The sequence below is a fragment of the Pseudomonas parafulva NBRC 16636 = DSM 17004 genome, from assembly GCF_000730645.1.
Classification (GTDB): domain Bacteria; phylum Pseudomonadota; class Gammaproteobacteria; order Pseudomonadales; family Pseudomonadaceae; genus Aquipseudomonas; species Aquipseudomonas parafulva.
In genome coordinates, this window is record NZ_BBIU01000015.1 from 24508 (window position 1) to 36075 (window position 11568).

Sequence of the window (11568 nt, forward strand, 5' to 3'; positions counted from 1 at the left end):
CGCCCGTCCTGCACCGACCGCTCATCGCTTTAGGAATGCTGCATGTCCACCCCCACTGTCCGCGAACAATTCCTCGTCATCAGCGCCTTGGGGCCCAACCCCATGGAGCTGGCCAACGTGCTCAGCCGCGCCGCCTTCGAAAACCGCTGCGCGGTGGTCACCTCGCGCCTGAGCCGCCACGGCGAGACCAGCGCTCTGGTCTTGCAGGTAGGCGGCAGCTGGGACGCCCTGGCGCGCCTCGAAGCCATGCTGCCCAGCCTTGGCAAGAAGCACGGCCTGACCCTGGACGTGGTGCGCAGTGCCGACCAGGAAGTGCGCCCACAGGCGCTGCCGTACGTGGCCTACGTGAGCGCCGCGTACCGCCCGGACATCATCAACGAGCTGTGCCAGTTCTTCCTCGACCACCGCGTCGAGCTCGAAGCCATGACGTGCGACACCTACCTGGCGCCGCAAACTGGCAGCAGCATGCTCAATGCCCAGTTCACCGTGATCCTGCCAGCCGGCACCCAAATCAGCTGGTTGCGTGACCAGTTCCTGGACTTTGCCGACGCGCTGAACCTGGATGCACTGATCGAACCGTGGCGCCCCCAGAACCCTATGTAAGGAAGCCCCCGATGGCCGTAGCACTCGACCAACCCGTTGCCGACTTCCAGGCCCAGGCCACCAGCGGCCACACCGTGAGCCTGGCCGGGCTCAAGGGCCAGCAGGTGGTGGTGTACTTCTACCCGAAGGACAGCACCCCGGGCTGCACCACTGAAGGCCAGGGGTTCCGCGACCAGCACCCGGCGTTCGCCGCTGCCAACACCGTAGTGTTCGGCGTGTCGCGCGATGGCATCCAATCGCACGAGAACTTCAAGGCCAAGCAGGGCTTTCCGTTCGAGCTGATCAGCGACAAGGACGAGGCCCTGTGCCAACTGTTCGACGTGATCAAGCTGAAGAAGCTGTATGGCAAGGAATACCTGGGCGTGGACCGCAGTACCTTCCTGATCGACAAAAACGGTGTGCTGCGCCAGGAATGGCGCGGGGTGAAGGTGCCAGGGCACGTGGATGCCGTATTGGCGGCAGCCCAGGCGCTGAACGAGGGTTGAAAGTGATCAGGGCTGCCTGGCAGCCCTGATCTGTTCAGAGCAACGGCGAAACGCTGGGCTCCTGCCGGGGCCAGGCGTCCAGCACGGCCTTGATCAGGGTCGCCAGCGGGATGGCGAAGAAAATCCCCCAGAACCCCCACAACCCGCCAAACAGCAACACCGCGCAAATGATCGCTACCGGGTGCAGGCTCACCGCTTCGGAGAACAGCAGCGGCACAAGCACGTTGCCGTCCAGCGCCTGGATGATGGCGTACACGGTCATCAGGTAAATGAACTGGTCGCCCCAGCCCCACTGGAACAGCGCGATCAGCGTCACTGGCACAGTCACCACCACCGCCCCCACGTAGGGCACCACCACCGACAGCCCCACCAACAGCGCCAGCAGCGCCGCATAGTTCAGGCCCAGGCTGATGAAGGCAATGTAGGTGGCAATGCCGCAGATCAGAATCTCGATGCCCTTGCCCCGGATGTAGTTGGCAATCTGCCGGTTCATCTCGCTGCCCACCCGGTTCAACAGGGTGCGCTGGCGCGGCAGGTAGCCACTGACCCAGCGGCCGATCAGTTCGCGGTCCTTGAGGAAGAAGAACACCAGAATGGGCACCAGCACTAGGTAAATCATGGCGTTGACCAGCAGCGGCAGGCTGGACAGGGAGAAGGTGAGCGCCCATTGGCCAAACTTGCCGATTTCGCCACGCACCGACTCGATGGCGTGCAGTACCTGCTCGTCCGATACCAAGTGCGGGTAGCGCTCTGGCAAAAGCAGCAACAACGACTGCCATTTGCCCAGCATGCCGGGCAGTTCGTTGAACAGGGTAATCAGCTGGTGCCACAGCAGGGGCACCAGCACCAGCATGACCACCGCCAACGCCCCCATGAACAGGGCGAACACCAGCATCACCGCCAGCCGGGTGGGCACACGCAGGCGCTCCAGGGCATTGACCAGGCCTTGCATCAGAAACGCCAGCACCATACCCGCCAGCACCGGCGCCAGCATGCCACCCAGTGTGAGCACTGCCGTGAAGGCCAGAAACAGCAACACCGCCAGCACCACTGCCTCTTCATCCGAGAAGTAGCGCTGTACCCAGTCGCGAAGCACTTTGAACATTGACGATCCTTGGGAAGACTCAGGCCTTGCGCAGCCAGTAGGTATAAGTACCGGCCTCGGCCGTTTCGTGCAGCAGGGTATGACCGGCCAACCGGGCGAAAGTGCGGAAGTCGCGCTGGGAGCCTGCATCGGTGGCGATCACCTTGAGTACCGCGCCGCCAGGCAGGCGGTTGAGTTCCATCTTGGCCTTGAGCAGCGGTAACGGGCAGTTCAACCCGCTGGCGTCCAGCTCGGCATCACAGGTCAGGGGGGTACTCATGCAGGGTTCTCCTAGGGCAACGCCGGGCTGCTGGCTGATCGGCCGGTAAGGATAGCGCCACTGGTCGCCAACGTGTGAGCCCGCTACAGTAGCTATCTTTGACCAACGCGAGCCTCGTGCATGAATTTACTGCGCCCTACCCTGCTGACGCTGGCGTGCCTGCTGGCCCTTCCTGGCCACGCGGACGACCTGCCCTCGCTGGGTGATGCCAGTTCGGCGATCGTCTCGCCGCAGCAGGAGCACCAGCTGGGCCGCGCCTGGCTCAGCCTCCTGCGCGGGCAGGTCAACCAGCTGAACGACCCGCAGCTCAAGGACTACGTGGAAACCAGCGTGTACCGCCTGGCCGAAACCAGCCAACTGCAGGACCGGCGCCTGGAGTTCATCCTCATCGACAGCCGCGAGCTGAACGCCTTCGCAGCCCCGGGTGGCATTGTGGGTGTCAACGGTGGGCTGTTCCTCAATGCGCAAACCGAGGGCGAGTATGCCTCGGTGCTGGCGCACGAGCTGGCGCACTTGTCGCAACGCCACTTCGCCCGGGGCGTGGAAGCCCAGCAACGCATGCAGCTGCCGATGATGGCCGCGCTGCTGGCAGGTATCGTGCTGGCGGCGGGCGGTGCCGGGGATGCGGGTATCGGCATGATCGCCGGCACCCAGGCGGCAGCCATTCAGGAGCAGCGCCGGTTTTCGCGGCAGAACGAGCAGGAAGCCGACCGCATCGGTATCCAGAACCTGGAAAAGGCCGGCTACGACCCGCGCAATATGCCGACCATGTTCGAACGCCTGGCGCGGCAGTATCGCTACGATGCCAAGCCGCCGGAGTTCTTGCTCACTCACCCGGTGACCGAGTCGCGTATCGCCGACACCCGCAACCGTGCCGAACAGGCGCCCAAAGGCGGGGTGGAAGACAGCCTGCGTTACCAGTTGATCCGCGCCAGGGTAGCGCTGACCTACGAGGGCACGCCGGGCCTGGCAGCCAAGCGTTTCCGCGCCCAGCTCGATGATGACCCGAAACTGGATGCCGCCCGCTATGGCCTTGCCCTGGCGCAGATCAAGGGTGGCCAGCTGAACGAAGCGCGGGAGCTGCTGAAGCCCTTGCTGGCCAAGGCCCCCAACGACATCACCTACAACCTGGCGCAGATTGACCTGGACATCACCAACAACCGCCTGAGCGATGCGCAACAGCGGGCCGAGCGCATGCAGGGCTTGTACCCGGGCAACTACCCACTCAAGCAGGTACGGGCCGATTTGCTGGTGAAGCAGAACAAACCTGTCGAAGCCGAGAAGGTGCTCGACGACCTGATCAAAAGCCGCCCGGACGACCCGGACATCTGGTACGACATGGCCGAGGTGCGCGGCTTGTCGGGCAACACCATCGGCTTGCACCGCGCGCGCGCTGAGTACTTCACGCTGGTGGGAGATTTCGACCAGGCGATCCAGCAGCTTGATTACGCCAAGCGCCGCGCGGGCGGGAATTTCCCGCTGGCCTCGCAGATCGACCAGCGTCAGCGCGAGATCATGGAGCAGCAGCGCATGGTAAGGGAGATGATGGGCCGCTAAGGGCCCCTTCGCGGGTGAACCCGCTCCCACAGGGCTTGCACCTGCATGGCCCCCACAGGTATCGCACCGCCTAATGGTACTGCACACCCTCTGGGGACCCATACCGGCTGCGGGAGCGGGTTTACCCGCGAAGAAGACGACGCGCTCTGGCGTCAGGCATTGCCGGAGAGTTTCAGGCGTGCTGCCTGGGTGAAGTCCAGCATGCGGTTCAGGGGTTTGATCGCCTTGGGCACTAGGGCCGGGTCAACGAAGATTTCCCCGGTCTTGTTGCGCAGGCAATCAAGCACGCGCTCCAAGGTGTTCATGGCCATCCACGGGCAGTGGGCACAACTGCGGCACGCCGCGCCGTTGCCGGCGGTGGGCGCTTCCACGAACACTTTGTCCGGGCACAACTGCTGCATCTTGTAGAAGATGCCACGGTCGGTGGCCACGATGAAGGTCTTGTTGGGCAGGGTTTGAGCCGCCTTGATCAACTGACTGGTGGAGCCCACTGCATCGGCCAGTTCGATCACCGACTCCGGTGACTCGGGGTGTACCAGAATCGCCGCGTCCGGGTACAACGCTTTCATGTCTGCCAGCTGACGCGACTTGAACTCTTCGTGCACGATGCAGGCGCCATCCCACAGCAACATGTCGGCGCCGGTCTGCTTCTGGATGTAGCGGCCCAAATGCTGGTCCGGGCCCCAGATGATGGTTTCGCCGTTGTCCATCAGGCTTTCTACGATTTCCAGGGCGCAGCTGGACGTCACCACCCAGTCGGCGCGAGCCTTCACGGCGGCCGACGTGTTGGCGTACACCACCACGGTGCGTTCGGGGTGCTTGTCGCAGAAGGCCGAGAATTCCTCCACCGGGCAGCCCAGGTCGAGCGAGCAGGTCGCCTCGAGGGTGGGCATCAGCACGCGCTTTTCCGGGGTGAGGATCTTGGCCGTCTCGCCCATAAAGCGCACACCGGCCACGATCACGGTCTGGGCCGGGTGGTTCTTGCCAAAACGGGCCATTTCGAGCGAATCGGACACGCAGCCGCCGGTTTCTTCGGCCAGCGCCTGGATAACCGGGTCACAGTAGTAATGGGCCACCAGCACGGCGTTCTGCGCCTTCAGCTCGGCAGCAATGGCCGCACGGTAATCGGCCTCCTGCTCGGCGGTGAGCGGGTGAGGCTGCTTGGCGTCGAGGTGGGCCTGAACCAACAGGCGTTCGGAAATCTGGGTCATGATCGCTGGACCTGCAGGCGCCTGCGCGCGTCAAATCGAGTGTATCACCCGGCCCTGGCAGTTCGGCTAGGGGTGCCGGACGGCGCGCAGGCCGCCACGGCCCTCTGCGGGCGCGGATTATTATGGACGCCGAAGGCTACAGCCAAACCCGAGATTTCCAAAGCGGTTTTTGCGGGGTGGGTAGAGCAGTGTCGGCAGCCAGCATGGCCAGCTGCGAACACTGCGGGCAGGCCAATACTCAGCGGTCTGGCGTGAGCATTCCCAGCTGGGTGGTGACCAGCATGGCGAACTCTTCGACGGTCATTTTCTTGCCGTTGAAATCGACCTTGCCATCGGCATAGTGCAAGGCACTGACCACGTCATTGCCCTGCACGGTAGCCAGGCCGCTCTGCAGCGCCATCATGCCGGCCATTTCACCCGCCTGGCTCGACTGCATGGCAATGGCCTGCGCGTCGGTCTGCCCGTCCAGCAGCGCCTGCAGGGTGGCAAGGTCGCCCAGCATTGGCTTGGACAGGGACAGTTTGCTCTTGACCTGGGTGATGATCTGCCTTGCCAGCTGGTCCGATGGCTGGTCGAATGTGGCAGGGGCGGCAAAGTCCATCGCCAGGTTGAAGTGGCTCTCGCCGTTAGCCGTCTTGAAGGTCAGGTCTTCGATGGCCACTTTGGGCTTGGCCGCCAGCAGCTGGGTCAAGTCAGCCTGAAACTTGGCTTTCTCGGCTGCATCCATGTTGATTTGCGGCGCCGGCTGGCCTGCAGCGGAAGCTGCCTCGAACTCCGGCAGGTGCGCCTTGTACCAGAGGGACAGAGCCTGCAGCGCGGGCGCGTTGATCGAGTTCAGGCTAACGACCAGCTGCCCCTTGCCGACCGCACGCCCATCCCAGGTAATGTCATCGACCTTGTACTCGACACGAGCGCCGACATTGTCGCCCTTTTCAAGGGTTTGCAGGGCGTTCTGCTCCAGCCCCTTCATCACCAGCACTTGCTGCCGTGGCCCCAGCGTGACCTTGGCTTCGGCCAGGTACAGGTCGGCATTACCCGTGTAGATATTGTCATGCGCGGTGGCCGCGAGCTTGCCGCCGAGTTTCAGGCCCTGCAGCTCGAAGGTGGCAGGCGGCTGGTCGTCACGCACCAGCTTCATGACCAGCCGATCGGCCTGGCCGTGGAACCGAGAGTCTTTACCCTCCTGGTCACCGCTGACCTCCAGGTCCATGCCCGAGAAGTCCAGGCTGTTGCCATTGGCCTCGTCGACCTTGGCCGGCGCCAGGCGCACCTGGCTGGTCACGCCACCACCGTAGGCCAGGCTGGTCTGGGCGCTTAATGGCACCTGTTCGCCGGCGGCGGCGTACCAGGCAGCAGTAGCGTCGTCCTTGTCCAGGGTACTGTTGCTCAACGCCATCACCGGCATCAGCTTCAATGCCTTGACCCTGGACCACGGGAACGGGCCGTGCTCGATCTGGTCTGTGACACCCAGGTCGAAGTTCGCCACCTCGCCCTCACCCACATTGATATCCCGTGCCTTGAGACGGTACTGGGCGGTGCTGATGAACCAGTGCTGTTCGAGCGAAACGCGCTCGATGGTCATGGTGCCACCGGTGGTCACCAGGGCCTTCTGCAACTGCGCATTGCTGCGGGCCAGGGCGACATCAAGCTCGGCCGGCAACTGCTTGCCGGTGTACCAGGCGCCACCGATGACTACGACGGCAATGGCGACTGCCAAGCCGGAGAGAATGCCTACTGATTTCTTCATGAATAGAACCGATTGATGTCCATAAGGGTTGTGCAGGCGGCATCAAGGCCGCGTCGAATGCGAAGAGTAGCATTGCGCGGCAGGGGTTGTTGGCTCCGAACCAACGGAAAACGCCGGAGAAGCCACCCGTCCCATTACCCCTGGTTGCCCGTTAATTTTTACGAACACCCATATTGGGTACGACTTGCTAAAAACCCTATTAAATTGAGGGTTCTTCGTAGTCTATCCCGATATATATTCCGATTACGACACTTCCTGTCACGTTTAACTTGACACCCAGTCACCCTTCGTTTTTTATTTTCACCACTCAGCGCGCCGCAACCGCGCCCCTCGCCGCTCCAACATAAAGGTGAACAACATGGAGCCCATCCGCTCGCCCTTGCCGCATGCGCAATCGACCGTGCCCGCCGCCCAGGCCCTGCTGCAGGAGCCTCGCCAGCATGCAGCCTGAACACAGCACCCCTGGCCACGGCCAGCTCCGCAAGACCCTGCGCCTCTGGCATGTGATCATCATCGGCCTGGCCTACCTCACCCCCATGACGGTGTTCGACTCCTTTGGCATTGTGTCAGGCATCACCGCCGGCCATGTGCCCAGTGCGTACATCCTGGCCCTGGCCGGCATCCTGTTCACCGCCGTGAGCTACGGCACCCTGGTAAAGCGCTTTCCGCAGTCCGGGTCGGCCTATACCTACACCCAGCGCGCCATCAACCCCCACGTAGGCTTTCTGGTGGGCTGGTCGTCATTGCTGGATTACCTGCTGCTGCCGATGGTCAATGCACTGCTGGCCAAGCTCTACCTGTCGGCCATGTTCCCCGAGGTACCGCAATGGCTGTGGGTGGCCGGCTTTGTCACCCTCATCAGCCTGATCAACATGCGCAGCGTCAACCTGGTGGCACACTTCAACCTGCTGTTCGTGGGTGTGCAGGTGGCGATCATCGCCGTGTTCATTTACCTGTGCGTACGCGGCCTTGGCCAGGGTGAAGGCCTGGGCACGGCCTGGAGCCTGCTGCCGTTCGCCGACCAGCAAACCCAGCTGAGCGCCCTGGCCGCTGGCGCGACCATCCTGTGCTTTTCGTTTCTGGGTTTCGACGCCGTGACCTGCCTGTCGGAAGAAACCCGCGACCCCGCCAAGACCATCCCCCGGGCAATCTTCCTCACCGCGCTGATCGGCGGCCTGGTGTTCATCACTGTGTCGTACTTCATCCAGGCCTACTTCCCGACCATGGCACGCTTCCATGACCAGGAAGCTGCCCTGCCGGAAATTGCCCTGTATGTGGGCGGCAAGCTGTTCCAGTCGGTCTTTATCGCGTGCACGGTCATCAACACCATCGCTTCGGGCCTGGCCTCGCAAACCAGCGTGTCACGCCTGCTTTACGTGATGGGCCGCGACAAGGTAATCCCGCCCAGCGTTTTTGCACGCCTGCATTCGCGCTACAAAACCCCGGTGCTGAACATCGCGGTGGTGGGGCTGATTTCGCTGTCGGCGATCTTCTTCGACCTGGTCACCGCCACGTCCATCATCAACTTCGGGGCGCTGGTTGCGTTCAGCTTCGTCAACCTGTCGGTGATCAACCATTGCTACCTGCGCGAGGGCAACCGTCGCGGCCTGGCCAACCAGCTCAAGTACCTGGTGCTGCCCACCACGGGCTTTTGCATCATCGTCTCGCTGTGGCTCGACCTGAACGTGCATTCGCTGCTGTTCGGCGGGCTGTGGGCAACACTGGGGCTGCTGTATCTGGCCTGGCTGACCAAAGCGTTCCGCGCAGCGCCCCCGAACTACGTGGCCGAATGACCCTTGCCCCACCACAACGCCCGCGCCTGATCGCGGGCGTTGCCCCATGACTCACGAGGTTTCCCATGCTGCTGCGCCGCCTGTCCATCCAGTGGAAGATCACCCTGCTTGCCGGGCTGTGCCTGCTGGCCATCGTTGCCGTGCTGGTGGCCACATCCCTGGCCCAGGCGCGGCGCAGCGCGGCGTTGGTCAACCAGACCAGCACCGAGCTGCTCGACAACAGCGCACGGGAAAACCTGCAGGCCCATGCCGACACCCAGGCACTGCGCATTCAGCGCTACTTCATGGACACCTACCAGTACGCCAATGGCTTTGCCCGCCTGGTGAGCGCCCTGAAGACCCGCGGGGGCAGCGACTTGCGTGACGCACTCACCCAGCAGGCGCGCACTGCGCTGGCCGGCAACCCGCAGGTGATAGGCCTGTACCTGGTATTCCAGCCAGAGGCCCTGGACCAACAGGACACCCAACACCGCGGCGATGCTGCATCTGGCAGCAATGAGGCAGGGCGCTTCTCGCTGTACTGGTCGCAACCGCAGCCTGGCATGCTGGAGCGGGAAGCCATGCCCGAGTCGATGCTGGGCGACACCAGCATCGGCACCAATGGCGTGGCAAAAAACCGCTGGCTGACCTGCCCGCAGCAGACAGCCAAGGCCTGCATGCTCGAGCCGTACCTCGATGAGGTCAACGGCAGTCAGGTGCTGATGACCAGCATCGCCCTGCCATTGCTTGAAGGGGGCAAGGTGGTCGGCGTCGTAGGCCTGGACATCGGCCTGGCAACCTTGCAGCAACTGAGCCTGAGCGGGCGCAGCGAGTTGTTCGACGGCCAGGGCCAGGTGAGCATTGCCAGCGCCGCCGGCTTGCTGGCCGGCAACAGCCGCGACGAGCACACGCTTGGCCAGCCGATTGCCCAAGCGGCAGCCGACGGCGTGATGCGTGTGACGCAGCCCTTTGCGCCCATTCCAGGCAGCGCGCCGTGGCAAGTCACGCTGGAGGTGCCGCAAGCGGTGTTGCTGGCGCCGGCCGTAGCCTTGAACCAGCGCCTGGGGGCCCACAGCCAGCAGGCCAACCTCACCAGCCTGACGATCGGGCTGGTTGCTGCACTGATCGGCCTGCTGCTGGTGTGGCTGACTGCGCGCGGTGTTACACGCCCCATCCTGGCTGTAGCCGCCAGGCTGGAGGACATCGCCAGTGGTGAAGGTGACCTGACGCGGCGCCTGGAGTACGCCCGCGAGGACGAGCTGGGCCTGCTCACCGGCGCGTTCAACCGCTTCCTCGACAAGCTGCAACCGGTCATTGCCCAGGTCAAAGGCTCCCTGCACCAGGCCCGCGCCACAGCTGACCAGTCGGCAGCCATTGCCACCCAGACCAGCAATGGCATGCAACAACAGCACCGGGAAATCGAGCAGGTCGCCACGGCAGCCAATGAAATGAGCGCCACCGCGATGGACGTGGCCCACAACGCCTCGCAGGCGGCCGAGGCGGCGCGGGCTGCAGACCAGGCGAGCCGTGATGGGTTGCAGTTGATCGACAGCACCCGCCAGGGCATCGACCGCCTGGCCGACGGCATGAACGCCGCCATGGCCGAAGCGCATGAACTGGAAAACCGCAGCGCGCAGATCGGCTCGGTGCTGGAGGTTATTCGCACGATCGCCGAGCAGACCAACCTGCTGGCCCTCAACGCTGCCATCGAAGCGGCCCGCGCGGGCGAGGCCGGCCGTGGGTTTGCGGTGGTAGCCGATGAAGTGCGCGGGCTGGCCCAGCGCACTCAGGTGTCGGTCGATGAAATTCGCCAGGTGATCGAAGGCTTGCAGCAAGGTACCCATGACGTGGTGGGGGCCATGCAGGGCGGCCAGCAGCAGGCACAGGAAAGCGCTGCGCGCATGGAGCGAGCGTTACCGGCCCTGCAGCGTATTGGTGAGGCGGTGGCAGTGATCAGCGACATGAACCTGCAGATCGCCTCGGCGGCAGAAGAGCAGAGCGCGGTGGCCGAAGAGGTGAACCGCAACGTGGCCAGCATCCGCGATGTGACCGAGTCGCTGGCCGGCCAAGCCGATGAGTCAGCCCGCATCAGCCAGTCGCTGAACCAGCTTGCCAACCAGCAACAGGCGCTGATGGAACAGTTCCGCGTCTAACCTGTGGGCCAATGTACCTGATTCGCGGGTGAACCCGCCCCCACAGGCATGGCGGCGCCCTCGCAAAGGGGGCCTTGCAAGCAACGCAGCACCGACGTTTTTACTGAGCACACTGATTATGCAAAACCCAAGCAGATCCACTTTCTTCGACATCACCAGCGAACAGGGCCTGTTACGGACCTCCATCGCTGTGACCCTGTTCATCGCCACCATCGGCATCGCCTTCGGCCTGGCGTCCGGGTCGTTCTCCATCGTGTTCGATGGTGTGTATTCGCTGGTCGACGCCAGCATGAGCGGGCTGTCACTGATGGTGGTCAGGCTGATCACCGCGCATGCCACCAGCCTGCAGATGTCACGCAAGCTGCGCGAGCGTTTCACCATGGGCTTCTGGCACCTGGAACCCATGGTGTTGGCGCTCAACGGCATCCTGCTCAGCGGCGTGGCCATCTACGCGCTGATCAATGCCATCAGCAGCCTGCTGCAAGGCGGCCGACACCTGGAGTTTGGCATTGCCATGGTGTACGCGGTGCTCACGGTGATCGCCTGCGTGACCATTGCCGTGGTGGAAGCCCGCGCCAACCGCCAGTTGCGCTCGGACTTCGTGGCCATGGATGTGAAAGGCTGGGTGATGTCGGCCAGTATCACGGCGGCCTTGCTCATCGCATTCTGCTTTGGC

At 63.5% G+C, this 11568-nt stretch carries 10 protein-coding genes and 1 pseudogene; 7 read left to right on the top strand and 4 right to left on the bottom strand.

The features are described from left to right. The first annotated feature begins 42 nt into the window (after positions 1 to 42). Both PPA02S_RS11475 and PPA02S_RS11480 read left to right on the top strand, forming a co-directional pair. Complete coding sequence (locus tag PPA02S_RS11475; RefSeq protein WP_009682012.1) at positions 43 to 603, top strand: glycine cleavage system transcriptional repressor; 561 nt, start codon at positions 43 to 45, stop codon at positions 601 to 603. 11 nt (positions 604 to 614) lie between these two features. Continuing rightward, complete coding sequence (locus PPA02S_RS11480) at positions 615 to 1088, top strand: peroxiredoxin (RefSeq protein WP_028634639.1); 474 nt, start codon at positions 615 to 617, stop codon at positions 1086 to 1088. A 34-nt stretch (positions 1089 to 1122) separates the two neighbouring features. On the opposite strand, the gene PPA02S_RS11485 is transcribed toward PPA02S_RS11480, so the two are convergent. Together PPA02S_RS11485 and PPA02S_RS11490 are read right to left on the bottom strand one after the other, a co-directional pair. Next, the gene (locus PPA02S_RS11485; RefSeq protein WP_028634638.1) at positions 1123 to 2193 is read right to left on the bottom strand and encodes an AI-2E family transporter; all 1071 of its coding nucleotides are present in this window, start codon (positions 2191 to 2193) and stop codon (positions 1123 to 1125) included. A gap of 19 nt (positions 2194 to 2212) precedes the next feature. Beyond that, the gene (locus tag PPA02S_RS11490; RefSeq protein ID WP_028634637.1) at positions 2213 to 2452 is read right to left on the bottom strand and encodes a sulfurtransferase TusA family protein; all 240 of its coding nucleotides are present in this window, start codon (positions 2450 to 2452) and stop codon (positions 2213 to 2215) included. Between the two features lie 120 nt (positions 2453 to 2572). Between PPA02S_RS11490 and PPA02S_RS11495 the strand changes: the two genes are divergently transcribed. After that, on the top strand, positions 2573 to 4009 hold the full coding sequence (locus tag PPA02S_RS11495) for a M48 family metalloprotease (RefSeq protein ID WP_028634636.1): 1437 nt from the start codon (positions 2573 to 2575) through the stop codon (positions 4007 to 4009). A 152-nt stretch (positions 4010 to 4161) separates the two neighbouring features. Here PPA02S_RS11495 and nadA read toward each other — a convergent pair whose 3' ends face one another. Next, positions 4162 to 5220, bottom strand: a complete 1059-nt coding sequence (nadA, locus tag PPA02S_RS11500; protein ID WP_028634635.1) for a quinolinate synthase NadA — start codon at positions 5218 to 5220, stop codon at positions 4162 to 4164. A gap of 238 nt (positions 5221 to 5458) precedes the next feature. Beyond that, a complete protein-coding gene (locus tag PPA02S_RS11505) occupies positions 5459 to 6967 on the bottom strand; it encodes a YdgA family protein (RefSeq protein WP_028634634.1) in 1509 nt (502 codons plus the stop codon). A 440-nt stretch (positions 6968 to 7407) separates the two neighbouring features. Here PPA02S_RS11505 and PPA02S_RS11510 point away from each other — a divergent pair, with 440 nt between their 5' ends. The 4 genes and pseudogenes from PPA02S_RS11510 to PPA02S_RS11520 all read left to right on the top strand — a co-directional run. Further along, positions 7408 to 8760, top strand: coding sequence for an APC family permease (locus tag PPA02S_RS11510; protein WP_028634633.1), 1353 nt, complete (start codon positions 7408 to 7410; stop codon positions 8758 to 8760). Positions 8761 to 9044: 284 nt separating this feature from the next. Then, positions 9045 to 10034, top strand: a pseudogene (locus tag PPA02S_RS23635) (PDC sensor domain-containing protein); the annotation flags it as partial. 102 nt (positions 10035 to 10136) lie between these two features. Beyond that, a complete protein-coding gene (locus tag PPA02S_RS23640; RefSeq protein ID WP_428829807.1) occupies positions 10137 to 10892 on the top strand; it encodes a methyl-accepting chemotaxis protein in 756 nt (251 codons plus the stop codon). Positions 10893 to 11010: 118 nt separating this feature from the next. Further along, on the top strand, positions 11011 to 11568 hold a 558-nt coding region (locus PPA02S_RS11520), incomplete at its 3' end, for a cation efflux transmembrane domain-containing protein (protein WP_042141645.1).

Excerpts from the sequence above, each read along its gene's own strand:
- PPA02S_RS11475 (WP_009682012.1), top strand. The coding sequence starts at position 43 with ATGTCCACCCCCACTGTCCGCGAACAATTCCTCGTCATCAGCGCCTTG.
- PPA02S_RS11510 (WP_028634633.1), top strand. The coding sequence starts at position 7,408 with ATGCAGCCTGAACACAGCACCCCTGGCCACGGCCAGCTCCGCAAGACC.
- nadA (WP_028634635.1), bottom strand. The coding sequence starts at position 5,220 with ATGACCCAGATTTCCGAACGCCTGTTGGTTCAGGCCCACCTCGACGCC.
- PPA02S_RS11490 (WP_028634637.1), bottom strand. The coding sequence starts at position 2,452 with ATGAGTACCCCCCTGACCTGTGATGCCGAGCTGGACGCCAGCGGGTTG.
- PPA02S_RS23640 (WP_428829807.1), top strand. The coding sequence starts at position 10,137 with ATGCAACAACAGCACCGGGAAATCGAGCAGGTCGCCACGGCAGCCAAT.
- PPA02S_RS11480 (WP_028634639.1), top strand. The coding sequence starts at position 615 with ATGGCCGTAGCACTCGACCAACCCGTTGCCGACTTCCAGGCCCAGGCC.
- PPA02S_RS11505 (WP_028634634.1), bottom strand. The coding sequence starts at position 6,967 with ATGAAGAAATCAGTAGGCATTCTCTCCGGCTTGGCAGTCGCCATTGCC.
- PPA02S_RS11485 (WP_028634638.1), bottom strand. The coding sequence starts at position 2,193 with ATGTTCAAAGTGCTTCGCGACTGGGTACAGCGCTACTTCTCGGATGAA.
- PPA02S_RS11495 (WP_028634636.1), top strand. The coding sequence starts at position 2,573 with ATGAATTTACTGCGCCCTACCCTGCTGACGCTGGCGTGCCTGCTGGCC.